Origin of the sequence: Enterococcus sp. FDAARGOS_375 (genome assembly GCF_002393265.1) — a bacterium.
Taxonomy (GTDB): Bacteria; Bacillota; Bacilli; order Lactobacillales; family Enterococcaceae; genus Enterococcus_D; species Enterococcus_D innesii.
On record NZ_CP023515.1, the window covers coordinates 1,269,887 to 1,296,070 of the forward strand.

Here is a 26,184-nt window from a genome sequence, read left to right on the forward strand (position 1 = left end):
GTGGAAATCAAAAAAAGTGCGGTTGCCGGCTCCGTTGAATCCAGTGATATCTTGATCGCGATCGAGCCCACCACAACCCAAACCATCGAGCTGACCCTCGATAGCAGTGTCGAAAAACAATTCGGCAAACAAATTCGCGCCGTCATCCTTGAGACGCTGAACCATCTAGGCGTGACACAGGCCAAAATCACCGCCACCGATAAAGGCGCATTGGACTGTACCATCAAAGCCCGAACTCTGACCGCCGTTCATCGGGCCGCCGAACAAGAACAGTATGCTTGGAAGGAGATCGACACATGGAACGTTTAAGAAGAACGATGATGTTTGTACCAGGAGCCAATGCTGCCATGCTACGGGATGCGCCATTGTATGGCGCCGATTCCGTTATGTTTGATTTAGAAGATGCGGTCTCCTTGAATGAAAAAGACTCTGCTCGGACACTGGTGCATTTTGCCTTAAAAACCTTTGACTATTCTGCCATCGAAACCGTCGTGCGCATCAACGGCCTCGACACGGTGGGTGCCCTTGATATCGAAGCGATGGTCCTAGCGGGGGTCAACGTCATTCGACTACCGAAAACCGAAACCGCCCAAGATATCATTGACGTTGCCGCTGTGATCACACAAGTAGAAGAAGAAAACGATCTGCCTGTAGGAACCACCAAAATGATGGCTGCCATCGAGTCGGCCGAAGGCGTTTTAAATGCCCGAGACATCGCCACAGCTTCCGACCGCTTGATCGGGATCGCTTTAGGGGCAGAAGATTATGTCACCAATATGAAAACCCGTCGCTACCCAGATGGGCAAGAATTGTTGTTTGCCCGCAGTATGATTTTGCATGCAGCTAGAGCTGCAGGGATCGCCGCCATCGATACCGTCTTTTCTGATATCAATGACACCGATGGCTTTATCGCTGAAACGACTCGCATCAAGCAGCTTGGTTTTGACGGAAAATCAGTGATCAATCCACGGCAGATTCCCCTAGTCAATGGGATCTATGCGCCTTCAAAAGCCGAGATCCAACAGGCCAAAGAAGTGATCTGGGCCATTCGTGAAGCCGAAAGCAAAGGTTCTGGTGTGATCTCCTTGAATGGCAAAATGGTCGATAAACCAATCGTTGAGCGAGCGGAACGCGTGATTGCCCTTGCCAAAGCAGCGAAATTGATTACCGAGGAGGAAGTGTAATTATGGTGTTAAACAAAGCAGGAAAAGACATCCCTGAATGCTATGCCAACCAATACGGGGTCTTTGAAAATGAAACGGCCAATATCCATGCCTACAAAGAAGCGAGTCGCAAGATCGAGCCAGTCCTGCCGGGCAAAAGCAAGGTCTTGAGCAGTATTCGTGAAGCCATTGAAAAAACAGGGTTAACGGACGGCATGACGATCTCCTTCCACCATCATTTTCGCGAAGGGGATTTTATCATGAATCTCGTTTTAGACGAGATCGCAAAAATGGGCATCAAGAATCTTGCGATTGCCCCTAGTTCCATCGCCAATGTCCATGAACCATTGATCGGACATATCAAATCTGGCGTCGTAACCAATATCACCTCCAGCGGTCTGCGGGACAAAGTCGGTGCCGCAATCTCCGAAGGCATTATGGATGCTCCAGTCATTATCCGTTCTCATGGCGGTCGGGCTCGTGCCATTGCCGCCGGCGATATCCACATCGATGTCGCCTTCTTAGGGGCCCCTAGCTCAGATGCGTATGGCAATGCCAATGGCACCGTCGGAAAAGCAACCTGCGGCTCATTGGGCTATGCGATGGTCGATGCAAAATACGCCGACCAAGTCGTGATCATCACCGACACCCTGGTACCGTTTCCAAATACCCCAATCAGCATCCCCCAAACGGATGTCGATTATGTCGTGGAAGTCGACGCCATCGGTAATCCTGCAGGGATCGCAAAAGGGGCGACCCGCTTTACCAAAAATCCAAAAGAATTGCTGATTGCTGAGTATGCAGCCAAGGTCATCACCAGCTCGCCTTACTACCAACAAGGCTTCTCCTTCCAAACCGGAACAGGCGGTGCCGCATTAGCCGTTTCTCGTTTTTTACGCGAAGCGATGATCAAAGATGAGATCAAAGCCAGCTTTGCCCTCGGCGGCATTACCAATGCCATGGTGGAACTGTTAGAAGAAGGATTAGTGGAAAAACTGATCGATGTCCAAGACTTTGATCATCCTTCCGCGCAATCGCTAGGGAAAAACGCCAATCATTACGAGATCGATGCCAATATGTATGCCTCACCGTTAAGCAAAGGGGCGTTTATCAATCAATTGGATACCGCCATTCTTTCCGCACTGGAAGTTGACACGGATTTCAATATCAATGTCATCACCGGTTCTGACGGTGTGATCCGCGGTGCTTCTGGCGGTCACTCAGATACCAGTATGGCGTGCAAAATGAGCTTAGTGATCGCTCCTCTCGTGCGGGGACGGATCCCAACGATCGTCGATACCGTCAACACGATCGTCACGCCAGGCGCCAGCATTGATGTCGTCGTCACAGAAATCGGGATCGCCATCAATCCAGCTCGCAAAGACCTGATCAGCCATTTTGAAGCATTGGATATTCCCCAATACACCATTGAAGAATTAAAAGAAAAAGCCTACAGCATTGTCGGTCAACCCGAACCAATCAAGTACGGGGAAAAAACCGTCGCTTTGATCGAATACCGCGATGGCACGATCATTGATGTGGTCAAAAATGTCTGATGCCCTATTTTCAGGAACCCCTGTGACGCTAACCGATATGCTGCAGGCGCGAGAAAATAGAAGCTCGCTTCAACGGGAGCTTCTCGCTGCGGATGAAAAAGCGGCATTACTTGTTGCCACCATGAATATTCCCGGTCCCGTGAAAAATTCTGCCGCATTGACCGCCGTTTTTGAAGAACTCATTACGGAAATCGAAGAGGCCGTCAAGGAACTGATTCCACTGGCAAACCTCTACCGTAGTTTGGAAACTGGACCGGAATATTATCTCGTACTGCCCACAGATCCTTATGAACTAAAACGAATGATGGTTCAGATTGAGACCCATCATCCTTACGGTCGATTGGTGGATCTTGATGTCTTAACCAAAACCCAAGACCAGCTTTTACCTATCAGCCGCACCGAAATTGGACTGCCTGCAAGAAGCTGCTACGTCTGTGAACAAGACGCCAAAGTTTGTGGCCGTTCTAGAACTCATAGCGTGGCAGACATGCAGCGGCAGATCCGTAAAATCATTCAGGAAAGAGTGAAAGAATGAAAAAAATCCAATTTACCGAAACCGTCTTGCGGGACGGCCAACAAAGTCTGATCGCCACGCGAATGCCTACCAGCAATATGCTGCCGATTTTAAAAACCATGGATCAAGCAGGCTATCATGCCCTTGAAATGTGGGGCGGCGCGACCTTCGATGCTTGTCTGCGTTTTTTAAATGAAGACCCATGGGAAAGATTGCGGGCGATCCGCAAAGAAGTGAAAAAGACCAAATTGCAAATGCTCTTACGGGGACAAAATCTCTTAGGTTACAAAAACTATGCCGATGACGTCGTTGCTGACTTTGTGACCAAATCGGTCGAAAACGGCATCGACATTCTTCGTTTGTTTGACGCCTTAAATGATGTTCGCAATTTAGAAACCGCCATCCGCGCCACAAAAGCAGCCGGTGGACACTGTCAAACGGCAATCTCTTATACTACTAGCCAAATCCATACCGTGGATTACTTCGTTGACCTTGCCAACAAAATGGCAAACCTCGGCGCCGATTCCATCTGTATCAAAGATATGGCCGGCGTTTTGACGCCGCAAACTGGCTACGAGCTGGTCAGCCGAATCAAAGATGCCGTCGATCTACCGCTAGAAGTCCATACCCATGCCACCAGCGGCATCGCTGAGATGACTTATTTAAAAGTTGCGGAAGCCGGTGCAGACATCATTGATACCGCCATCTCCTCCTTTGCTGGCGGCACCAGTCAGCCAGCAACCGAATCTGTGGCGATCGCCTTAGAAGATTGCGGCTTTGCTACGGGACTTGATTTGCAGAAAGTCGCTGAGATTGCTGAACATTTCAATCCCGTTCGTGATCGCTTCCGTGAAGAAGGTCTGCTGAATCCAAAAGTCAAAGATATTGAACCTAAAACCTTGATCTATCAAGTACCTGGTGGCATGTTGTCAAACCTACTCAGCCAATTGACGGAACAAGGATTGCAAGACAAGTATGAAGAAGTCCTAGCAGAGGTACCAAAAGTCAGGGCGGACTTGGGCTATCCTCCGCTAGTGACCCCATTGTCGCAAATGGTCGGCACTCAAGCCTTGATGAATGTGATTTCAGGAGAACGCTACAAACTTGTCCCAAGTGAGATCAAAGATTACGTCAAAGGACTTTATGGACAATCGCCAGCACCCATCAGCGACGAAATCAAAGAAACAATCATCGGAGATGCTGAAGTGATCACCGTCAGACCAGCTGATCTACTGGGACCACAACTGCCAGTCTTTCGGGAAGAAATCGCTGAGTATGCCAAAAGCGAAGAAGACGTGCTGATGTACGCCCTCTTCCCTCAGCAAGCCCAAGACTTTTTAGGCCGACGAGAAGATCCCTTTTATGATGTCCCCGTACAGACAGTGTCTGTGAGGATTGCGGTGGATTAGCAACGAAGCCAGAAACAGAGAAAACGACTTAAAGTGCCCCTCACAAATTCGCTTGCTTGAGCAAATTTGTGAGGGTTGTTATCATTTACAGGCTGTTTCTTCGTTTTTACTAATTAGCAGCTCAAAAATACATGCGCCACAGCCACTCCACCAATAAGCTTGCATTAATCGCTTCTCGCTCACGTATTTTGGGTAGCTGAGAAGCCAGGATTGTACTTCCGCTTCATCCATTCTATAATCAGCTAAAAGAAGGGGTTTAAAGGAGGAGTTATCCATGCAACGATACATCGCTTTATTAAGAGGCATCAATGTCGGTGGAAAGAACAAAATTTCTATGAAAGAATTGAAAGCCGGTTTTGAAGAACTGGGGTTTAGAGATGTGATCACTTATTTGAATAGCGGCAATGTGATTTTTTCTAGCGAAGATGATGATCCACAAGCCCTTGTCGAAATGATTAAAGCAATGATCAAACGGTACTTTTCCTTTGATATCGCTATTTATATCATTCGCCAAACAGAGCTGCAGGAACGCTTGACCCATATACCTGACTGGTCAGGAACGGAAGATAAAACCATCTATGACAACCTGATCTTTTTGATGCCTTCACTGACCTACGAGGTGTTATCTGAAAAACTCGGGGCTCCGAATGCCGACCTTGAACAGGTTTTCCCTTACAAAGACGTCGTCTTCTGGTCCTACATCCGCAAAGACTATCAAAAAACCAATTGGTGGAAAAAAACAGCCAGCACCAGCGTCGGTAAACAGACTACGATTCGGACTATCAATACCGTAAGGAAGATTGCGAAGATGTGAGGAATAGCAAGCCTTCTAATAATTATAAAACCCGTCAGGTAGACTCTTCTGACGGGTTTCTTATAACATTCTAATGTCTCATTAGTTCTCGTTACTACTATTCGTGACGCACTTTAACTGACGTTAAGTTTCTACGCAATCATCCCAACTAGAAGCAATAAACTACCGAGAAGAATAATAGATTTTCACATCGTGTATTTCTATACTGAATATCTATGATAAAACAAAAACCAAGCATTAAGAAGCAATTTGAGGCAACTAGACAATAGTATAGAACGAAAGAAAAAATTCTTATTCGCAACATTCGATTACGAAAAAGATACATATGAACATCTATTATTAGCCATCCTTTTTTCTAGCTCTCATTTTAGTTAACCTTTTTATCTATCCTAACTGCTATAAAAACTCTCTCACACGTTCTTTAACATGCTGCTATTGTTCCAACTTCTTTATTGCTAAAGCTAAGCAGCCGATCAAACCTGCATCGTCAGCAAGCATTGGAGTTAGTAGGTATTCTTCGAGAGTGGGCGTATCCACGTAGGAACCCATTTTTTCTTTAAACGCTTGGCGAATCAACTCGAGTAGTTGCGGCTGTTTCATTACACCCCCGCCTAAAATTATTACTTCCGGTGCGTATAGTAAAGTTGTGTTATACACACACTGAGCAAGATAATCTGCCTCAATCGCCCAATAAGGATGATCCAATGAAATGGTTTGGGCTTTTCTTCCAAAGCGTTTTTCAATCGCGGGGCCTGAGGCTAACCCTTCCAAACAATCATGATGAAAAGGACAGATTCCTTCAAATTGATCTTCATCATGACGTTGTAAGAGCATATGTCCCATTTCAGGATGACTGAAACCTGCGACTATTTTCCCACCCACTACAGCACCACCACCAACACCAGTACCAACGGTGTAATACAGAACACTATTTTTACCTTTTCCATAACCTGCCATATATTCTCCATAACAAGCAGCATTTACATCGGTAGTCCAATAGATGGGAACCGACAAGGCGTTTTCCAAAGCTCCTACAAAATGATAATTTTGCCAAGCTAACTTCGGAGTGTTGGTGATATATCCGTAAGTTCTTGATTCGATTTGAATATCAATAGGCCCAAATGCTCCTACACCAATTGATGCGATATTTCCTTTGTACTTATCAAAGAAATCAAACACTTGCTTCATCGTTTCTTCTGGTGTTGTGGTAGGAAAACTTTTCCGTTCTATCACTTGTAATTGTTCATTACCAATCCCACAGACAAACTTTGTTCCACCAGCTTCTATCCCGCCATATAACATTTTATCTACACCTTTCATTCACTCATTTTCAAAAAAAGAAACGTATTTGCACTAAGCAAAATCGTTTCTCACTAAAGATTTCGTTGTTCCACCTTCACCAAATTCAATCGGCAATACGGTACGTTTTTCTACTGTCTCTCCATTAATGACAGCAATTAATTTTGCCACTGCCACTTCCGCCATTTGCTTTGTAGGTTGGGCAATTGTTGAGACGAGATAAGGGTCTCCTTCTGTCATCTTTTGACCATCAAATCCGATAACTTGGACATCCTCTGGTACGTTTTTCCCTATTTTTTCAAGCATACCAATGACAGCTAATGCCATCGGATCGTTGATCGTAAAAATCCCATCGATATCGGGATTCTCTAACAAAAAATTTGTTACACGTTCTGAGAGATGGTCTAAAGGTTCTAACATATCTAACGCTTTATAGGAAATCCCCAATTGACGGCACTCAATCTCAAAATATTTTCGACGACTCTTCGTTTCATTCGGTGTTTCTTGGTACCCACCGATATATGCTACATTCTGACATCCTCGGCGATAAAGTTCATTTGCAGCCAAACGTCCACCTGCCGCATTGTCAGCGGTCACATAAATCACCTCTTCAGTGAAATAACGGTCAATACTAACAAAAGGCAGATTACTCGAAATGTATTCATCGATATCTGAATAAGTAATTCCAATGATGCCGTCTACTTTATTTTGGCTGACCATCTGGATATATTCTTGTTCTTTTTCACTATTACCACTGGAGTTACACAAATAAAGCTTGTAGTTTTGTCTTTCTAATGCTGTTTCTACATGGTAGGCAAATTCGCCAAAAAATGGATGCCATACAGTGGGTAGAATCAAAGCAACCGTGTTCGTATGCTTCATCTTTAACCCCCGGGCATAAAAATCTGGTTGATAGTTTAACTCTATCATTGCTGCTTCAACTTTTTCTCTAGTAGAAGCTTTAACAGAACCGTTATTCAATACCCGGGAAACAGTTCCTACTCCGACACCTGCTAATTTTGCGACATCTTTCATTGTTGCTTTCATAGTTGATCCCTCACATTTCTGCACAAGTTTAGTATAATGAATTTTGTCATAAATTACTAATTTTTTCAAAATACTAATAGCAAAGCCATGGGAAATCTAGCTATCTGTTCTTTTCTAAAAACATTATCCTTCAAAACCTATTAAATAATTGATACATCGCCTAAGCAATCAAACATTTATTTCACACTCGCTGTTTCAAAAGCTTGAATACGACTTTCTCCAATCGAATGAAATAAGATATCTCGAGCTTTTTCCAGCTCATAGAAAGTAGCCGTCATAACTTCTAACCCATTAATAAAAACTTCAACTGATGAGGTATCTCTAAAAATCTCAAGAACGAGCTGATTATCAATCAAAGGTACTTCAACTTTTCGGACATTCAGAGGGTCTTCTTCCGCCCCTGTAAGCTCTCTTCCTAGTTTCTGACGATCCAATTCAAAAACCTGTTTAGCAGTGTCATAAGTTAGTTTGAGACAATCCGTCTTAGACCGCAGTAATTCAATTGTAAAAACTTCTGCTTTCTCCAAATCTGCGACTAGATGTAAATATGAAGAATCAGACAGCGCGTTTCGAAATACGACTGATGTGTCAGTCACTGCAATATTTTCACTGCCTTGTTGATAAACTAAATGACTATATACAGTTGAGATGGGTTTTTGTACCAATCGATTTTTTTTCACTCTTAACTCTCGGGGCAAACTCATAGAGCCTGCCCAAAGATGGCCTAACTCATGTGTAGGCAATGTACGATCCCACATCTGCATCCAAGCAATCATCACCCGTCCACCATTAGGATCTGTTGTGGTTTGTGGTGCATAAAAATCCATTCCAAAATCCATTTCATGGAAATTATCAACTATCATCTGACCTGTTTCCCAGTCTACCTCACCAATACAAGCCATGGTAGAACTGATATTATGATATTCCAGTCCGTTCTTCCTGATTTGTATCGGCGACATGATTAAGACATCTCGTCCGTCTAAATGGAATAAATCAGGACATTCCCACATTATTCCTTGCTCTGAAGTCCCTTCTAGCAACACAGAGTAAAAGTGCCAAGTATACAAATCTGACGATTGAAACATCACTATTCTACCAGTAGACTGTGTAGATTTAGTAGCTACTACCATATAGTAAGCATCGTTGTGAACAATTACTTTAGGATCACGAAATTCTTGTATCAGCCCATTTTCACCTAATTGTTTTTCTGCTACCACAGGATTACCATTGTATTTGCTAAAATGAATACCATCTTCAGAGACCGCCAAACATTGATGCTGATGGCTAATACCATCAATTTCTTGACAGCCTGTATAAAATAAATATAGTTTTCCGTCTCTTTCAATTGCACTTCCTGAGAAACACCCGCCGCTGTCATAAGGTTGATCTGGGGCTAACGCTACTGGTAGATCTTCCCAATGGACCAAATCACTACTACGCGCATGTCCCCAATGCATAGGCCCCCATCGACTATCGTAAGGATAGTATTGATAGAAGAGATGGTAATGCCCTTTGTAATATATAAACCCATTGGGGTCATTTATCCACCCAATGGGTGCGGAAAAATGATAGTTTTGTCGATACTGAGGGTTAACTTTTCCTCGCATCATTTCAATAAATCGATTTGCTTTATCCAAAATCGCCGTTTCTTCTACTAACACTTATTGTGCTCCCTTCAAAAAATTATCATAGCCAGTTTGTTTTATTTGAATCCATTCTTCCAAACCTACCCGTTCCAATTCAGCAAGGTATTCTTCCCATTCTTCATCGATTTTACCGCCGGTGATCCACTCTGCTCTCTTGCGATAGATGTAATCCCACATATCTGTTTCAATTTTTGCTAATCGATCTGTTTCTTCTTTTTCTAAAAAGACACGCGGATAGATATTGTCTTCTGTAATATATGGCAAATACGTGTCATGCATCAAATCTAAACGCCACTTCGCATCATCTGGCATAGTAGTGACTATGCCGTAATAAGAATCAAGAACTGCTAATGGTCCTCCAGCTTCGGTTTTTTGTCTTAGTTCCCCCGGTGCTGTCCCCTCTAAAGGCAAATGTTTTAACATACCATCCTTTAATTCAAAAATATTCGCCTGTGCTTCATCACCGTAGGTTCCCCAGTTATTTTGGACAGACTGTAACGGTTCATACATTTTATCTATCCACCTAGCTGTAAGTTCCAAGTTTTTATTCGCACTAGTAATTACGAAACGATCTCTTGAGAAACCCATGCCATTCGTACGAGTAACATGTTTCGTTCCATCTGGTCCCGCTAAGACTGGCAAGACGTCATAACTATCATCTGCACCCGTGATATTTGCTTTATCCCAAGTAAAGTACACGCCATACTTATGTTCTTTCCCTTTGGCAACATACGTATTCCAATCTTGTTCGAAAGCCTCTTTATCAATAAGACCTTTATTATTCATTTCATTGAAATATTTGATGGCTTCTTTATACCCTTCTTTGTTAGCAGTAAATTGTACCTGGCCATCGTTATCAACGACTAAGTGGTCATCATTATCACCTAGACCGAATGCCCCCATTAAAAATTTTAAGTCTTCGTTTCCTCCATTGTTAATAAAGCTAAAAGGAATTTCATCTGCTTCACCATTACCATTTGGATCTTGCGTCTTGAAAGCCTCCAACACAGTCATCAACTGATCAGTGGTTTGCGGCATTTCAAGACCCAAATTATCCAACCACTCCTTGTTGATCCAAGCCATCCCATTTACTGTATGAATCGACTCTTTTCCTTCGCCTAATTCTTCAATCCAAGGCATAGAGTAAATGTGACCATCAGGTGCAGTAGACATTTGTCGGTATTCGGGGTTTTCATCAAAAATTTTCTTCAGATTTGGCATATATTCTTCGATCAAGTCTTCAATCGGTACAATAACGCCACTTTCCGCCCAGTTTAATAAATCATAGTCACCTGCAGCGGCGTTGAAGATGGCATCTGGTAAATCCCCACTAGCGATATCCAAATTTCTTTTTTCGGCAAAATCACTACTGTAGTTTGTCCAATCAATATGGAGATTGGTCTCTTCTTCTAATCGTTGGAAAATCAATTTGTCATTAGGATCATTGGGAGCCAAAGGGGCACTTTGAGACATCATTTTTAAAGATACTTTTTCTTTCAATGGAAAAGAGACATTTTCTAGTTCATAATCAGGGCTTGATGTACTCTTTTCTTTTGAGCCTCCACAAGCCCCCAAAATTAGTACGGAAGTAAAAACGATTGGCAGCATCCATTTTGCTTTCATCTTAAAATCTCCTTTATAATTTTTATTCATACAAATAGTGAACAATACTTACCCTTTAACAGAACCAACTAAAACACCTTTATCAAAATATTTTTGGAAGAAAGGATACATTATGATTAATGGCAGACTAGAAATGACGATCGTTGCGTATTTGATCAACTCAGCAATTTGTTTCATTTCTGCCATGGCAGTATTGGCTCCCACCATGTCTTGTGAAGGTTGGTTTTGGATCAAAATATTTCTTAATACGAGTTGCAACGGCTGTAAGTGGGGATCTTTGATGTAAATCATGGCATCAAAATATGAGTTCCATTGCCCAACAAAGGCATATAAAAACAATACGAACATAATTGGTTTAGCTAATGGAAGCATGACTTTGAACAGTATTTGCAAGTCATTGGCGCCATCGATAGTAGCAGCTTCAGAAAGTTCTTTTGGCAAAGCACTAAAATAGGTACGGGCTAAGATAATATTCCACACATTTATAGCACCTGGTACGATAATCGCCCATACACTATCTAACATGCCCAAGTTCTTTACCAATAAATAGGTAGGTATCAAGCCGCCACCCACGAACATTGTAATGACAAAAAAAGTCATAATAATCTTTTTCCCCGCCAAGTTAGGTCGAGACAAAGGATACGCAGTGATCATCGTAATAAATACAGTCAATAAGCTGAAGCTAAAAGAGTAAAACAACGAATTTACAAAACCGCGTAAAATGGAATCATCTGCAAATACCCGTTGATATCCTTGTATTGTCCAATCTTTCGGATTGAAGCTTATACCTTTATTGATCAAAGTAGCTGGGTCCATAAAAGAAGCTACCAGTACATAAATCAGCGGAACAATGGTGATGACGACTAAAAAAGTTACAATCACTCGATTCAACCATAAGATTTGACGGTCGATTTTTGATAAAGCACTATTCATAATTTTCTCCTTTCGTTACAAGCCTTGACCATCGTTTAGCCGCTTGGTTATATTGTTGACAATCAGTAATAAAACGACATTAATAATCATATTGAACAGACCAACAGCAGCAGAGTAGGCATAATCACCTGATTGCAAGCCGACTTTGTATACATAAGTGGAAATGATTTCTGAGGCAGGGATGTTCATTGAAGTTTGCATCAAGTAGGCTTTTTCATATCCTACATTCATAATACCGCCGGCGGCCAAGATGAAGCTGATCACCATCACAGGCCTCAATGCAGGCAAATCGATATGCCAAATCTTTTGTAAAATATTTGCCCCATCGATATTTGCTGCCTCATATAAATCGGTACTGACTCCCGCCAGCGTCGCGGTGTAAAGAATGGATGACCAGCCGATTCCTTGCCAAATTCCCGATAAAATATAAATCGTTCTGAAATAAGCTGGATTAGACATGAACATAATTGGTTGCCCCGTAACCTTTTCTACTAACCCATTAATAGGTCCATTTGCGGATAGGAACAAAAACAGCATCCCCACGATAATAACTACTGAGATAAAATTCGGCGCATATAGAATCAACTGGATTTTCTGTTTTATTTTTTTATTGATAATTTGATTCAAGCTCAGTGCTAAAATAATTGGTGGAAAAAAACCTAACAATAAACCATAAATGCTAATTTTTAATGTGTTGCTCAGCAAAAGCGTAAAATTTGGTGAACTGATAAATTCCCTAAAGTGATCTAGTCCTACCCAAGGACTTTCCAAAATTCCTAGCATAGGATTATAGTCTTTAAATGCAATCACAGCACCGTACATTGGCACATACTTAAAGATAAACGTCATGATGATACCTGGTAAGAGCAACAAGTACATCCACTTATCACGCCGCAACTGTTTCTTTAATTTTTCCCACTTCGAGATATTTTTTTTATCCCGTTGTACCGCCCTTATCTCACCACCTGGTCCCAATGTCTTTTCCAATTCAATCTCCTCCCAATACATTTTAGAAACGTTTCCATTTTCGTCTAAAAAAAATAAAAATTTAACGAAGATGCATTTTGGAAACGTTCCCACTATTTTCGTTTATAGATTACCATAGCCATTTTTTTAAGTCAATATTTTTTTGTAATTATTCTTTCATCCCCACTAAGCTTTCGTCAATTCATTTATGGTTTACGAAAATTGTTAAAAATTAAGGATCTCGATTATTTCATTAATCCTGTTTTTTCTCTACTTTTCTAGCATTCTTCTTTTATGAGTTTACTTATCACAACTCGCATCCTCTAATCTCTTTTCTACCAATCATTCACTGTTTAACCGTTCCAATCGGAAGATTATCTGGTTAATTATTTAAAAATAGCTCGAATTCACATTTATTTTTTGCTTTTTAACTAACTAAAAGCGAAAAGATAAGAGTTAGATATGTAAATGTATATAAGGTTAGGAGCTGTTAGATGAGCTTTTTAGGGGAATCTTGGAAAACTAAGGTCGCCAATCAAAATTTAAAAAAAGTGTAGCACCTAAGAGTATTCACTTTTTCATCCGACAACTGAAAGAAATTAGCGAAAAAGAGTAAACTCACAAAAAATGAGTTTACTCTAAATCAATATAATAATTAACTGCGCCCTTCCTCATCCATCTCTCGATAATCAAATTCATAAAACACAGCTTTTGTGTCATAGCCTGCATAGTCAACCGCTGCTAGTCCGACAAATGCTCCGGTGAAGAAGCCGCCGCAAGTTTGTAATACATAATCATCCGAGAGAATAGCAGAATCAAATTCGATTGGTAAATCTTGCCATGTTTCTCCATCAAAGGAATAGGCATATCTATAGGTCTGCTTGCGGACTTTTGTTTTGAACCATACAAAATCCACAGCATCTGGAATGGTAATCGCATTTTCTCTTAAGTAGGACGTATAGGTTCCTTGATTATTTTCGGATACTTCAATTACTTTTCCATTTTCTTCATTCCAAGTAATAAAAACGAAGGACCAGTGTTGGTCATTATAGTAATTGGTTAGTCCTGCCATTTGTTGGTAAGAAAATGGATCAAATTTTACTTTTGTTGTTGCATCAAAATAAAAGGTTTGCCAACGGCGTGCGATCATTGAAAGATCATGGCGATTTGTTAAGCTTCCTTTTCCAATTAGTTCTAGTTTCCCATCGCCTACATTGCCCATCTCTGCTGAAAATGGTACACGAAGGGTCTGCCAGTTTTTATTTAGCTGCTTCTCACTAAAGTCATCATAATGAGAGCGGCTACTCAAAACTTCGGTAGGTGCTGCATCTTTAGGTGCCTCCACGCTTGTTTGTCCCCCATGTCCTCCAACGATTCTTGGCCAGTCTTCAGAATCCCATTCAACCTTTTGAATAGCGGTCTCACGTCCTAAAGTTGACCATCCGCGAGGATTTGTCACCGACTCGTTTTCTCGATGTAAGGGTCTTGCACAAAGCGATGCATAGTACCATTCGCCTGACGGAGTAGACACAAGTGCCCCATGTCCTTGCTTTTGCAAGTATGAATGAGGCGTATCGTAATTGGTTAGAAACGGACCATGAGGATCGGTTTCGAACGAATCAGCTTCCAGTGAAGAGGATCTAGCTACGACTTCTTGATGGGTAAAGACAGTTCCACCTTCTGCCACAAATAAATAGTAACGCCCATTTATTTTGTATAGATGCGGCCCTTCAACTAATCCTACATTCGTTCCTTCATAAATCATTCGAGCAGTTTCTGGTTTCAACTGCATGGTTTCTACATCAAATTCGGTCAGTGTAATGCCATTGAAAGGATTTTTATACTCTCGATGATCCCACGTCTGTTGCACGAGGTATTTTCTGCCATCCTCATCATGAAACAGAGAGGGATCAAAGCCAACGCCATTCAATCGAATCGGTGTAGTCCACGGTCCATGGATGTTCGTTGCGGTAGTCAAATAGTTGGTCATGTCCTTAAATGCCCCATCCACAACTTTGACGTCGGTAAACACCAACCAAAATTTGTTGTCTGCATAGGATAAGTCTGGTGCCCATATTCCACCAGAAGACGGATTTCCCTTCGTGTCTAGCATCTCTACTGAATCGAGAGGAGCATCCAGCAGTTTCCAATGGACCAAGTCTTTTGATTCGTGCAAACGAATCCCAGGGAACCATTCGAACGTTGAATTAGCTAGATAGTACGTATCTCCTACTCGGATGATGGACGGATCAGGATGAAAGCCGGATAAGACAGGATTTTTTATTTTCATAGAAACACCTCTTTTTTTAAATTTAAGCTACAGTTTTTGATTAGTATTCATTTCAAGCCGTTCGCTCTTGTTGTTCCACTCCTCAAAAAACAAATCAAGTGAAAATCGTCGAATCAAATTACGATACACGCCGTAATTGATTACACCACTAAGAAAACAAAGATACGCCAAAGAGAAATACTGCATTAAGAAAATTGACAGTCCAATAAATGCACTATTATAAACAGTGACTGAAGGCAAACGGTAGCTTATCAGCAATGACCATTCTATTTTCTTCTTAAATGGGATTTGAGTGACGCGGGAATCGCTTGAGATCAGTAAGACAAAGAGCATACTGCTTAATAAAAAACAGCTCGTAAAGACAAATGGCAAAAACATAACAGATCGTTGATATAATATCAGTATTTTCAGTCCAAAGAGAATCAAGAGAATGATCAGAGAATACAAGAAATATAATCCCCAGTTTTTCTTCAAGCATTCTCGATAGTACTGAGAATAGTTCTTTCTATTCGATAAATGCTCTGGGTTGTTAAATAAGCCGAATTGAGCGGACAGACTTGCAATAAAAAATACTAGGGGTACCCAAAAAAGGACAATATTATTCAAAGTCAATCGAAGAAAAAACAAGTGCATCAGGAGTAAACTATTCGACAGGATGAAATACAGCTGATAAACCAAAAGCCGATAGGCTGAGTGGACAATGGCAACGGTCCACTCAGAAATAGCGTGAAAGAAAGGATTCATACTTACCTCCTATCCTTTGATACCCGAACTTGTGACACCTTCGACAAAATACTTTTGCGCGCTGAAGAATAAGATGATTGCTGGCAACAATGAGATCACCGACATTGCAAACACTTGATTCCATAGGGTATTAGTAGATGGATCAACGTTGAGCCGCAACGCAAGAGATACTGGGAATTTGTCTTGTGAAGTGATATAAATCAATGGACCTAAGAAATCACTGAAACTCCAAACGAATTGAAAAATCACACAAGAAATCAGTGCAGGTTTTAATGCCGGAATCAGGACACGCCAGAGAACACCGAAAGAAGAACAACCGTCAACGATCGCTGCTTCATCGAGATCCCGTGGAATTGAACGCATAAACTGGATCATCATGAACACGAAGAAGGGTTCTTGTCCTAAAAATGAATTGGCCAGTAACGGAACATACGTATCTAATAGATCCAAGCGATTCCAGAAGAGATACAAAGGGATTCTGGTTACGACTTGAGGTAAAAACATCGTTGCCATTAACAACGAGAACATGATTTTCTTGAATGGAAAGTCAAACCGAGCAAATCCATAGGCTGTAAGAGTCGCCGAGACAACGGTAAAAAGAATCTTTGGAATAACGTATTTAAAGGTATTGATAAAATACAAGGTGAACGTATAATCGCCCTTGGTGTTCCAGCCATCAATATATGCTTGGAAATCAATCGTTGAAGGAATGAAGCCGATTGATATGAAAATCTCTGTGTTCGTTTTGAAGGACGCTCCAACCATCCAAATAATTGGATACAGCATAATCAGTGCAACGACCGTCAACAAAACATAGCGAATCAGTGCTTGACCATGCTTATTCGAGTGCTTCTTTTTTGCAGATGCTACAGGGGTTGCCTCCATTTATTTCCCACCTCCATCAGAATAATAGACCCATCGTTTTTGGCTCGTGAAAAGAAGAACCGTTGAACAAACAATCAACGCAAACAACACCCAACTTGCCGCACTTGCGTAGCCCATATCAAATTCTTTAAATGCTTTATCATAAATAAACATCGAGGACAGATACGTGGCATTGAGGGGACCACGACCGGTGACAATAAAAGGACCGTTAAATTCTTGAAAGGCATTGTTCAGTTGCATCACTAAGTTGAAAAAAATGGTTGGTGTGATCAAAGGAATCGTAATTTTGAAAAACTGGGTCACCCTTGATGCGCCGTCCAAACTCGAAGACTCATACAAATCCTGTGGGATTTCCTTCAATGCAGCTAAGAAAATCAACATTGAGGAACCAAATTGCCACACTTTCAAGAGAATCAAGACGACCATTGCGCCTGTAGGTGTCGATAACCAGTTAATTGGCTCGATGCCAACGGTTCCTAGAAAAATATTCACCAAACCTTCTGGTTGAAACATTGATCGCCAAAGCACACCAACGGCCACGTTTCCTCCTAGAATCGAGGGAATATAATACGCCGTCCGATAGAAATTGATGGCTTTTAATTTGAAATTCAGAATAAACGCAACGAACAACGCAAACCCTAGTTGAAAAGGCACAGTGAACACCGTATAAATCAGTGTCGCCCGCATCGAATCAAGAAACGTTTGATCCTTAAAGAGATTCACATAATTTTGGATGCCTAAAAATGCAGGTGTCTGTCCGACACGAGCCAAAGAATAATCGGTCAGTGAGTAATAAAATGAGGACAAGATCGGCCAAGCGGTCAACAGTAAAAAGCCAATCAGCCAAGGGGTTACATAGATCAAGCCCACTTTTTCCTTTTTCATAAAATCCCTCCAATCTTTTTGACAACGATTCACGACACTTCATGGAAGCAAACAGAAGCCATTCACTCCCATAAAGCATGCGGATAGTTGCCTATTGCAATTTATAGTCTTTCGCAAGCTTTTCGGCTTGTTCTTTTGTTTTCGTGTAGACGTTGCGAGCAGCTGTTTCTAAATCCGTTCGTCCTAATTCGACAGCTTCCATTTCTGCAGTGTAAATAGTCGTTAAGGTACCATCTTCATAGAACGGCGTCTGGTTGATTTTTGCGACACTTTGGGCGTACTCAAAGCCTTCTTTCATCACTCCTGATAATTGTCCATCTTCCATCAACGTTTCGATCGCTTTGCTAGAAGCAGGAATCCCTCTGGAAAGACCCAAAATTTTATTTGCTTCCTCGCCATTTAAAAATTCATTTAAAAATGTTCCCACTTCTTCTGGATGTTCAACATTTTTCCGAACGGCAAAAAGGAGTGAAGGTTTTGACATTAAATTCACCTCGGTGCCGCCTTCTGCGATTGGGTAGTCAACGACGACCATTTCATCCCCTACTTCTTTCAATGCTTCATAATTAGAAGACATACTGGCATTCCAATCGATGCCACCCGCATATTGTCCTTCAATCCACTTTTTGTTAGTGGCTAAGGATACCGGTTCTGAGCCGACGTTTTCTAAATAATCTTGTCTTGAAACGAAGACCCCAGCATCTGCCATTTCCTTATACCAAGTCATCGCTTCTAAATAGTCTTGTTCTGTCCAGTTCATATTTCCCTGTTCATCAAACTCAGACGTTCCAGTCTTTTGTTGCAGCCAAATGGTTACCGGAAAACGCCAAGTTGGGGATACGACACAAAAGGTCCCTTCTGGTAACTTCTTAGCGGCTTCCACATAATCGTCCCACGTCTTCAACGTAGTGACATCAATACCATGTCTTTCATATTCGGATTTGTTTAAATACATAACTAAAGTATTTTCCCCATAAGGAACGGCAACCTGCTTTCCATCAACTTGTCCGAATGCCAAAAAATCAGGATCATAGGTGGACAGATCCAAACTATCGATTGTATTAAGATCATAAAACCCGTCATTTTGCCCGAATTGCGGCACCCAATTGTAGAGTAAAGTCGTGATATCCGCCAAAGTATTGCCAGCATACCTCGTCGTGAAGGCTTGATCCAAATCGCCAAAGCCGCTCGGCTCTCCTTTTACTGCAATTTCAGGATGCTCCTTTTCAAAATGAGCAATCATCTCTTGAGTTGCCTGATGGCGATCGTCATTTCCCCACCAACTAAAGCTGATTTCTACTCTATCACCACTCCCCGTTGTCTCTGTCTTTTTTCTCCCAGCATTGCATCCAGCCAACACCAACGATATCGAAAGCAAAGAACCTACCACTATCAATTGTTTTTTCCATTTTTTCATCACTCTTCCTCCTGATTCTTTTTTAGTAAGTTGGATAAACTAACTTATATTACAAAAAAATTTACCTCTGGTTGAAATCTTTTTTCTCAGTGATCTAAACGGTCTATTTCTTCTTTGAAGCCTAGCACTAGATTCTCTTTCTACGCATAAATTTGACGTCCATGTGCATCTGGAATGCCGCTTTTACGATAAAAATACGTGTTGATTTGATCCCGCCAATCTCTAGCAGAACGAACTTGTTCTTGCAATCGTTCGGCGACGTTTTGATAACTTTCTTCATCAATTTGTCCCTCTAAGGAAGCCCACTCGGTAACATATTCCTCTACTTTTTCATAGCCTTCGAAATGCGTGTCATAGATATGTTGAATGATCGTTTTGCCGCTTTGTAAGACATGGTCGTATGGCAGATGGTGGAAAAATAAGACAAGTTCATCTGGGCAAGTTTCTACATTTTCGTATGTTTCACACCAAGCATCCGCATACTGCCTTACATAGCCGGTGCCGTCTTTTAACGTTCGATTGACGCCAATGCCCTTTCTATCCGCAAAGTGATACGTCCCCCATCTATCATATTCGTAGCCATCGACATCAGGCCCATAGTGATGATTGGGACGGACCATAAAACCGATACCTAGCGGGGCAGTATAATTTTCATAGGTCTGATAGGACGTAGCGAGGATTGCAAGTAGTCGTTTTTTAGCAGAATCATCTAACTCAAAGGACAAATCGATCCATTCACAAAGGATAGCTTCCGTGCTTAATTCATTGTTCCAAATCAATCTGCCATAGCCAAAAAGGTTCGCTTGCGCTAGCTTGTGTCCGGTCCAATTATCATCCATGCCGACATTGACGACTGCTGCCACGCCAGAGTATTTAGGATTTGGACTTTGCTCTGGTAGAATCTTCTTTACTGTGGCGTGTTCAAGTGGATGCTTCATATCAAAATCTAGCACATCTTTCCACATCGGTAGTAAGCAGCAAATGTGCTTTTGTTGTCCGGTATACTCTTGCGTCACTTGGAATTCCAACATTTGATTGGTGTATTTTAACGCGCCAAAAAGCGGCGTCACGGGTTCTCGTACTTGAAAATCAATCGGTCCATTTTTGATCTGTAAAATAACATTTCCCTCAAACGTACCGTCTAATTTCATAAAGTGGTCGTAGGCAGCTTTGGCACGATCAATTGAACGATCTCGCCAATCCTGTAAACAGTCATAAACAAAGCAACGCCATATCAGTAGCCCTCCATAGGGTTGCAACGCCCGTGCCAGCATATTGGCACCATCATTATGGTCACGCCCATAAACAAACGGTCCCGGTTCCCCTTCAGAATCGGCTTTGACTACAAACCCACCAAAATCCGGCATCATTTGATAGATTGTATCTGCTGTTTTTTGCCAAAACGCAATAACTTCCTCAGCTAACGGGTCGGCGGTCGTTAGTCCTCCAACGGATATAGGTGCCGCAAAGTTGATACTTAAAAACGTCCGAATCCCATAGGCAGCGAATGTATCTGCGATCTTTTTAATCTCGATCAAATACGGTTCCGTAATAAACCATTTGGCATCTCCGCGAACATTCACGTTATTGATAGAAACCGCATTCATTCCTATGGAAGCTAAGAAACGCGCATAGTCGCGTACCGTTTCATGGTCTTGCCGAAACTGATTGTTTGAATAGAAAATCGATTCTCCAGCGTAGCCACGTTCGATCGTCCCATCAAAATTATCCCAATGATTGACCATACGAATGGCTTGATTGGGAATCGACCTCAGATTTTCTGGCAACTCAGTGGTTCGAATCACATGCTTGTAAAGTTCAAAGAAGCCATATAACCAGCCTTTACTAGTGTTCGCATAAACGACTGTCTGATTGTGCTCATGTCTGATCTCAAATCCTTCATCCTCAAGCAGCGCATCCGTTGCCTTTTTGAAATATAACTCTGCATTTGTCTCTTCTACACAGCGGCACATTGGAAATAATGTCTGCATCTCTCGTTTGATCGTATCCGTCAATTGGTCCGACTGCTCGAAACTATATGTCGAAACTACATCAGTTGCTACACGCTTTTTTAGCCAACACTCGTCTTTCTTTCTCATTGCTTCATCCCCTCTTTTATCTAAAAAATCCCTTCCGGCAGTTTCCAAGCAACTTCACTTTCTATGTGAATCCCTCCTCAGAACTTTTTGATTATTTGATAGACGAATAGAAACCGAGGCTTGCCGACACTCTGTTTTAGAATTGGAATGCGTCAATCCCCTGTTATTTTAACTTCCCCATCTGAAACACAAAAAAAGGATTGGACGACTGTCCAATCCTTTTGACATAGCGAAATAAGCATAAGGCATCCTGCATAAAATCCCAGAAAATCTGCTTTTCCTACTAGAAAAAGAACAGAATATTAGGTACAATAAACAGGTCGATACCTTAGGGTATTGACTATGGCAACTTGATTAGTCAGTCTGATTGACTTTTCAAGGCCTCGTATTGGAGCGCCAACTCTGATACGGGGTGCCTTTTTTTATTCGGTTTCTATTCCCCTTTATTGTATAGAAACCCGTTTTGGAAAGCAAGACCAAATCCGAGGGAAATGATTTAATAACAGAATTGATTTATGGTTTTTTGATGGATAAAGTAATCGGTGTGTACAATTTGTTATTATGCTGTAATCTCTTTGACCGTATTAATATTATCATACGAGGTGATTTTGTGTATCATAGAATTCGCGACTTACGCGAAGACAAAGACTTGAATCAAGAACAACTTGCTAAACTACTGAATATCAGCCAAACCACTTACTCCCGCTATGAGTCAGGGAAATTAGACATTCCTACTCAACTTTAATATCCTCGAGATATCATCAATGTCCAACGCATCTGCAATCCTTTCAATGTGTTCTAAATAAATTTTTTGTCTTTTTCCATTTGCCAAATTGCTTAAATTTGATGGCTCAATTCCCGACAACCTTGCGAGTTCTCTTAAAGACATCTGACGTTCTGCTAATAAATCGTTGATTAGCACTTTTACTTTTCTATCACCTTCATTTTCGTTCATTTATATTTCCTCCTCGTGTTGTCTATATAAACATGGTATAGTACAATAATTTTAGATTGTTGTTCGTATAGACATGAAGTTAACAAATATAGAAGAAGGTACCCTTAAGACATCGGAAAATGAAAATAATGAATTCCTGACAAAGAAGAATCAACCGATTAAAACCATTACTCAACAAGATATCAATGCGCTATAAACAATACATGAGCAACTTCGATCATGGTCATCGATGCTAGAGGTATTAATCAAATTATTTGGTTGTAAAAAGAACCGATTAATAATGAAAAATTACTAAAACTTACCATTTTATACGAAAAAAGACACTCTCCAAAAAAAGAGTATCTCGAATCTTCGATAAAAAGATTAACGTTTTGAAAACTGTGAAGCTTTACGAGCTTTCTTAAGACCTGGTTTTTTCTTTGAACTTTGGAATAGATATGAAAAGTCTTGATTTATAAGGGTTTTTGATTGATAGACTTTTTAGAGATTTGACTGGATTTGAAACAATTGTGTTCTAAAAATGTGTTCTAATTTTGGGCAGTATATTTCGTTTTTTTTTAGAATTCAATTACTGTTATTCATATCATTTATCTCTATCTATTCTCCCCTATTTGTTAATAAAATCTATTAACACAGATGTTCAAATGAACGTCTTTTTTTTTCACTAAATTTGAAAGGAGAACGGACTTTATGTTTAAAAGGATAAATAAAAGATGGCGTTTACTAGCTATTTTTAGTTTAATTTATCAAACTATTGGAGGAATGTTTACTGCTTTGCCAGTATATGCAGATGAATTTTCATATCCACAAAGTGTAACAATTCAATATGATTTAGAGCACCTTTATACTGTTGATGGTACTTTCAGAGATGGCAGAACATTAAAAGAGCGTACTACTCCTTTATATGCCATTTATAATGGTATTAAACAAGATGTATTCTGTATAGAACCAGGGGTTCCTATCCCTAATAGTACTACTCCAGGATACGAAAAAAATCCACTCCCTGACATGTCCGACAAAGCAAAATTAATTTCAGTTCTTTGGAGCAATGTGGGAAAGGATCGAGATACACACATGGTAGCTCAAAAAATGATTTGGGAAGAAGTCAATGGCTATAGTCTTGAATATATAAAGCGTCCTGATGGTTCATTTTTAGATATTGCTACTATTGAAGATAAAATTAACAATGCCATCAGTGTTTATCAGAAAAAGCCCAGTTTTAATGGAAAAAGCATTCAAACTGTTCTAGGAAAATCCACTACATTAACAGATGAAAATGGTATAAATCTATCAGAATTTGATAAGGTTGTTGAAAACACCGCCAATATTGACTTTCATGTAAATGGGAATCATTTAACATTGACGCCAAATCAAAATTCTAAAGATGGTACATTAACTCTTCAAAAATCAGCTGGATTTGGAACACCCGTAGCATATAAAAAGTCTGGGCAGCAGACAGTCATGGCCGGTGCAATTGACAAACCTACTACCTACTCTCTGAAGATTAATGTAGAAAATAAAGGCAATTTGAAAGTTCTAAAAGTTGATAAAGAATCAGGAAGCCCCGTTCCGAATACAACTTTTCATTTAGATTTTGGTAATTCCTTTCCGTCTAAAGATGTTGAAACCGGCTCTGATGGATCTGTAATTGTAGATAATATTCCTCATGGAACAAAAGTACTCATTACAGAAAAATCAGTACCTAATCCTTATGTTATTGATAAAACTCCTATGGAAGCAGTTATTCAAGCAGGTGAGACTATTGCTGTCACTTCTAAAAATTATCGTGAAAAAGGACAAATTGTCATAGATAAAGTGGGTTTGGAAACAAAAATGGTACCATGGAATGAACATTACTCCTTAGAAGGAAATATTTTTGATATCCGTAAAGACAGTCCTGATGGAGAAATCGTGAAAAGCATTACCACTGATTCTAATGGTCATGCAGAAACATCAGATAAAATTACTGAAGGGTTAGAACTCGGCACTTATTATGTAACGGAAAGAAAAGCAAGTAATGGTTTTGTGAATACTTTTAAACCTGTAAAAGTTGAACTAAAGTATCATAACCAAACGGTCGACATTGTTCGCACAACTGTTAAAGGAACTAACAAAGAGATTACCGGAAGTTCATTTTTAACAAAACAAGACAAAGAAACAGGGATTATACCTCAAGGAAAAGCAACATTTAATGGAGCTGAGTACACACTTTACTATGCTGAAGACAGCAATAACCATAAGGCTGGAACCCCAGTAAAATGGAATGATAATTTCAATCCTGTATTAGTTAAAGGAACTAAAGCTTCCGAGGAAACTATCACTTTAAGTATGGACGAGAAAAGTCAACTTGGCGTTAAACATTTAGCAATTGGGAAATATTACTGGAAAGAAAGTAAAGCTCCTGAAGGATATTCAATTGATAAGACTAAATATAATGTAGATATTTCAAAAGTAGACGATTCTTTAGAAAATGCGATTATCGAAAAAAATGTAGTAGCTCAGGAGCAAGTTATTCGTATTAATTTTGATTTCTTCAAATTTGCTAGTTCTATATCAGGTACAACAAAATCTGGTTTTAATGATATTCCCTTTAGAATTACGCCGCTTGATGGTACAAGAAAAATAACAGGCGGTACTGATCAGGTAACCACAAGCTATAGCAATGAATTAGGCTTTGACGGATATGGAAAATTTGAAAATCTTCCTTATGGAGACTATCAACTTGAAGAAGTTGAAGCACCAAAGGGTTTCAAAAAAATTCAGCCTCTAATCATTAAATCCTCCTTCAAAGAAAATAAACTTGATTACTATAAGAGCCAATATATTTTTACAATTACTGAAAAAGGTCAGAGTGATCCAATAAAAACAGTAACAATTCCGTACAGTGAGCTAACTCATCAGAATTTTTCAGTTTCCCTTAATCGACTAATGTTATATGACCTTCCTGAAGAAGAGAATAGCGTGACTTCTCTTGCTATTTGGAAATCTGGAACTAAAAATTTAACTGAAAATATTGATACAGATTTAATCGATAATCTCAGCTACAATTTAAACAAAGTGAATAGCACTTGGTACGTGATTTCCAAAGCAATTGATTTGAATGCAACTAAAGACCTACTAGTCAAAAATAAAAATGGTGAGCCTGTAGTTATCAGTGAGTTAGCTACTAAACTGTCTAACAAAGAAAAATCTGGTACGTGGAAGCTCATCCACAAGTTGACTTTGAATCAAATTTCTAACAAAACTATTGTATTGTTTAACTATGTCTATGAGAGTGAGCAAGCATACCGTAATGGAGAAAAGCCCGTTGCAGTAGATGCCAATTTGGATAATCCAGCACAAACAGTAACAGTCTCTATCCCTTCAGATATAACCATAAAAACAAGAGCACATCTTAAAAACGAATCTCAAACATTTATGTACGGAGATATTGTTGATATGTACGATGATATAGAAATTACACATAAATCATTCGGTGGTGAAGAAGAATCATTTGAGACCATTTTGTACGCCGTCTTACCAGATGGAACAGCTAAAAGTATTTGGAAATCTAATAGAATCAAGTATAAAGTGGATGATAAAGTATTCGTAAAAACTATCTTGGCAAAAAGTATTGATACTAGTAAATATCCTAAAGGAACATATTTTACTTTTTCTGAGATTAATTATGATAGTACTGGAAAAATTAATGGTAAGCATAATGAAAACTTGAAAGAAAAAACGCAAACACTCATCCCTAAAGAAGAATTACCAAAGGAGACTAATTCCCGTGTAACACTGTCTCAAAAAGCATTGCCTCAGACCGGTTCTAAAGAGTCTAAAGGATTAGTGTTGATTGGAGTGATTTTTATTACAATCTCTTCTTGTGTTTATTTCTGGAAAAGGAAAAAATAATTCTATAAATATCGCAAAGGCACTTCAATTACGAGGTACTTTTGC

At 40.3% G+C, this 26,184-nt stretch carries 20 protein-coding genes and 1 pseudogene; 8 read left to right on the plus strand and 13 right to left on the minus strand.

What is annotated here, in order from left to right; translation table 11 throughout:
- The 6 genes from citD (at window position 1) to CO692_RS07210 (ending at window position 5,456) form a co-directional block, all read left to right on the plus strand.
- A complete protein-coding gene (citD, locus tag CO692_RS07180) occupies window positions 1-309 on the plus strand; it encodes a citrate lyase acyl carrier protein (RefSeq protein WP_005230465.1) in 309 nt (102 codons plus the stop codon).
- Window positions 297-1,184 carry a citrate (pro-3S)-lyase subunit beta gene (gene citE / locus CO692_RS07185; protein WP_005230463.1) on the plus strand — a complete coding sequence of 296 codons (888 nt, stop codon included), beginning with the start codon at window positions 297-299 and terminating at the stop codon, window positions 1,182-1,184. The genes citD and citE overlap by 13 nt, the downstream gene beginning before the upstream one ends.
- Window positions 1,185-1,186: 2 nt before the next feature.
- Window positions 1,187-2,719, plus strand: a complete 1,533-nt coding sequence (gene citF / locus CO692_RS07190) for a citrate lyase subunit alpha (protein ID WP_096741939.1) — start codon at window positions 1,187-1,189, stop codon at window positions 2,717-2,719.
- Complete coding sequence (gene citX / locus CO692_RS07195; protein ID WP_226818276.1) at window positions 2,712-3,254, plus strand: citrate lyase holo-[acyl-carrier protein] synthase; 543 nt, start codon at window positions 2,712-2,714, stop codon at window positions 3,252-3,254. The genes citF and citX overlap by 8 nt, the downstream gene beginning before the upstream one ends.
- Window positions 3,251-4,642 carry an oxaloacetate decarboxylase subunit alpha gene (locus CO692_RS07200; RefSeq protein ID WP_096741941.1) on the plus strand — a complete coding sequence of 464 codons (1,392 nt, stop codon included), beginning with the start codon at window positions 3,251-3,253 and terminating at the stop codon, window positions 4,640-4,642. Before citX ends, CO692_RS07200 begins: the two co-directional genes overlap by 4 nt.
- A 274-nt stretch (window positions 4,643-4,916) precedes the next feature.
- Window positions 4,917-5,456, plus strand: a complete 540-nt coding sequence (locus tag CO692_RS07210) for a DUF1697 domain-containing protein (protein ID WP_096741943.1) — start codon at window positions 4,917-4,919, stop codon at window positions 5,454-5,456.
- 432 nt (window positions 5,457-5,888) lie between these two features.
- Here the strand turns inward: CO692_RS07210 and CO692_RS07215 are convergent, their stop codons facing one another.
- From CO692_RS07215 to CO692_RS07270, 12 genes are all read right to left on the minus strand, one after another.
- Window positions 5,889-6,758 carry an ROK family protein gene (locus CO692_RS07215; RefSeq protein ID WP_096741944.1) on the minus strand — a complete coding sequence of 290 codons (870 nt, stop codon included), beginning with the start codon at window positions 6,756-6,758 and terminating at the stop codon, window positions 5,889-5,891.
- A gap of 51 nt (window positions 6,759-6,809) precedes the next feature.
- The gene (locus CO692_RS07220; RefSeq protein ID WP_096741945.1) at window positions 6,810-7,802 is read right to left on the minus strand and encodes a LacI family DNA-binding transcriptional regulator; all 993 of its coding nucleotides are present in this window, start codon (window positions 7,800-7,802) and stop codon (window positions 6,810-6,812) included.
- Between the two features lie 176 nt (window positions 7,803-7,978).
- Window positions 7,979-9,463, minus strand: a complete 1,485-nt coding sequence (locus tag CO692_RS07225) for a glycoside hydrolase family 32 protein (protein ID WP_096741946.1) — start codon at window positions 9,461-9,463, stop codon at window positions 7,979-7,981.
- Window positions 9,464-11,071, minus strand: coding sequence for an ABC transporter substrate-binding protein (locus tag CO692_RS07230; protein ID WP_096741947.1), 1,608 nt, complete (start codon window positions 11,069-11,071; stop codon window positions 9,464-9,466).
- Window positions 11,072-11,119: 48 nt separating this feature from the next.
- Window positions 11,120-12,004, minus strand: a complete 885-nt coding sequence (locus CO692_RS07235) for a carbohydrate ABC transporter permease (RefSeq protein ID WP_096741948.1) — start codon at window positions 12,002-12,004, stop codon at window positions 11,120-11,122.
- A 15-nt stretch (window positions 12,005-12,019) separates the two neighbouring features.
- On the minus strand, window positions 12,020-13,012 hold the full coding sequence (locus tag CO692_RS07240) for an ABC transporter permease (protein ID WP_005233042.1): 993 nt from the start codon (window positions 13,010-13,012) through the stop codon (window positions 12,020-12,022).
- Window positions 13,013-13,625: 613 nt separating this feature from the next.
- On the minus strand, window positions 13,626-15,260 hold the full coding sequence (locus CO692_RS07245; protein ID WP_096741949.1) for a glycoside hydrolase family 43 protein: 1,635 nt from the start codon (window positions 15,258-15,260) through the stop codon (window positions 13,626-13,628).
- Between the two features lie 27 nt (window positions 15,261-15,287).
- Window positions 15,288-16,004, minus strand: a complete 717-nt coding sequence (locus tag CO692_RS07250; protein ID WP_096741950.1) for a hypothetical protein — start codon at window positions 16,002-16,004, stop codon at window positions 15,288-15,290.
- A 9-nt stretch (window positions 16,005-16,013) separates the two neighbouring features.
- Window positions 16,014-16,889 carry a carbohydrate ABC transporter permease gene (locus CO692_RS07255; RefSeq protein ID WP_096741951.1) on the minus strand — a complete coding sequence of 292 codons (876 nt, stop codon included), beginning with the start codon at window positions 16,887-16,889 and terminating at the stop codon, window positions 16,014-16,016.
- Window positions 16,890-17,774, minus strand: a complete 885-nt coding sequence (locus CO692_RS07260) for a carbohydrate ABC transporter permease (RefSeq protein ID WP_016621141.1) — start codon at window positions 17,772-17,774, stop codon at window positions 16,890-16,892.
- Window positions 17,775-17,865: 91 nt separating this feature from the next.
- Window positions 17,866-19,191 carry an ABC transporter substrate-binding protein gene (locus CO692_RS07265; protein ID WP_096741952.1) on the minus strand — a complete coding sequence of 442 codons (1,326 nt, stop codon included), beginning with the start codon at window positions 19,189-19,191 and terminating at the stop codon, window positions 17,866-17,868.
- Between the two features lie 140 nt (window positions 19,192-19,331).
- A complete protein-coding gene (locus CO692_RS07270; protein ID WP_096742860.1) occupies window positions 19,332-21,290 on the minus strand; it encodes an alpha-glucuronidase in 1,959 nt (652 codons plus the stop codon).
- A gap of 610 nt (window positions 21,291-21,900) precedes the next feature.
- Between CO692_RS07270 and CO692_RS07275 the strand changes: the two are divergent.
- Window positions 21,901-22,029, plus strand: a pseudogene (locus CO692_RS07275) (helix-turn-helix transcriptional regulator); the annotation flags it as partial.
- On the opposite strand, the gene CO692_RS07280 reads toward CO692_RS07275, so the two are convergent.
- Window positions 22,012-22,245, minus strand: a complete 234-nt coding sequence (locus tag CO692_RS07280) for a helix-turn-helix domain-containing protein (protein ID WP_010748885.1) — start codon at window positions 22,243-22,245, stop codon at window positions 22,012-22,014. The pseudogene CO692_RS07275 and the gene CO692_RS07280 sit on opposite strands and share 18 nt — an antisense overlap.
- A gap of 690 nt (window positions 22,246-22,935) precedes the next feature.
- On the opposite strand from CO692_RS07280, the gene ecbA reads away from it, so the two are divergent.
- On the plus strand, window positions 22,936-26,139 hold the full coding sequence (ecbA, locus tag CO692_RS07285; RefSeq protein WP_096741953.1) for an MSCRAMM family collagen-binding adhesin EcbA: 3,204 nt from the start codon (window positions 22,936-22,938) through the stop codon (window positions 26,137-26,139).
- Window positions 26,140-26,184 lie beyond the last annotated feature (45 nt).

Bases quoted from the DNA above. Each gene is read 5' to 3' on its own strand.
- citE (WP_005230463.1), top strand. From the start codon at position 297: ATGGAACGTTTAAGAAGAACGATGATGTTTGTACCAGGAGCCAATGCT.
- citF (WP_096741939.1), top strand. From the start codon at position 1,187: ATGGTGTTAAACAAAGCAGGAAAAGACATCCCTGAATGCTATGCCAAC.
- citX (WP_226818276.1), top strand. From the start codon at position 2,712: ATGTCTGATGCCCTATTTTCAGGAACCCCTGTGACGCTAACCGATATG.
- CO692_RS07200 (WP_096741941.1), top strand. From the start codon at position 3,251: ATGAAAAAAATCCAATTTACCGAAACCGTCTTGCGGGACGGCCAACAA.
- CO692_RS07210 (WP_096741943.1), top strand. From the start codon at position 4,917: ATGCAACGATACATCGCTTTATTAAGAGGCATCAATGTCGGTGGAAAG.
- CO692_RS07215 (WP_096741944.1), bottom strand. From the start codon at position 6,758: ATGTTATATGGCGGGATAGAAGCTGGTGGAACAAAGTTTGTCTGTGGG.
- CO692_RS07220 (WP_096741945.1), bottom strand. From the start codon at position 7,802: ATGAAAGCAACAATGAAAGATGTCGCAAAATTAGCAGGTGTCGGAGTA.
- CO692_RS07230 (WP_096741947.1), bottom strand. From the start codon at position 11,071: ATGAAAGCAAAATGGATGCTGCCAATCGTTTTTACTTCCGTACTAATT.
- CO692_RS07235 (WP_096741948.1), bottom strand. From the start codon at position 12,004: ATGAATAGTGCTTTATCAAAAATCGACCGTCAAATCTTATGGTTGAAT.
- CO692_RS07240 (WP_005233042.1), bottom strand. From the start codon at position 13,012: ATGTATTGGGAGGAGATTGAATTGGAAAAGACATTGGGACCAGGTGGT.
- CO692_RS07245 (WP_096741949.1), bottom strand. From the start codon at position 15,260: ATGAAAATAAAAAATCCTGTCTTATCCGGCTTTCATCCTGATCCGTCC.
- CO692_RS07250 (WP_096741950.1), bottom strand. From the start codon at position 16,004: ATGAATCCTTTCTTTCACGCTATTTCTGAGTGGACCGTTGCCATTGTC.
- CO692_RS07255 (WP_096741951.1), bottom strand. From the start codon at position 16,889: ATGGAGGCAACCCCTGTAGCATCTGCAAAAAAGAAGCACTCGAATAAG.
- CO692_RS07260 (WP_016621141.1), bottom strand. From the start codon at position 17,774: ATGAAAAAGGAAAAAGTGGGCTTGATCTATGTAACCCCTTGGCTGATT.
- CO692_RS07265 (WP_096741952.1), bottom strand. From the start codon at position 19,191: ATGAAAAAATGGAAAAAACAATTGATAGTGGTAGGTTCTTTGCTTTCG.
- CO692_RS07270 (WP_096742860.1), bottom strand. From the start codon at position 21,290: ATGAGAAAGAAAGACGAGTGTTGGCTAAAAAAGCGTGTAGCAACTGAT.
- CO692_RS07280 (WP_010748885.1), bottom strand. From the start codon at position 22,245: ATGAACGAAAATGAAGGTGATAGAAAAGTAAAAGTGCTAATCAACGAT.
- ecbA (WP_096741953.1), top strand. From the start codon at position 22,936: ATGTTTAAAAGGATAAATAAAAGATGGCGTTTACTAGCTATTTTTAGT.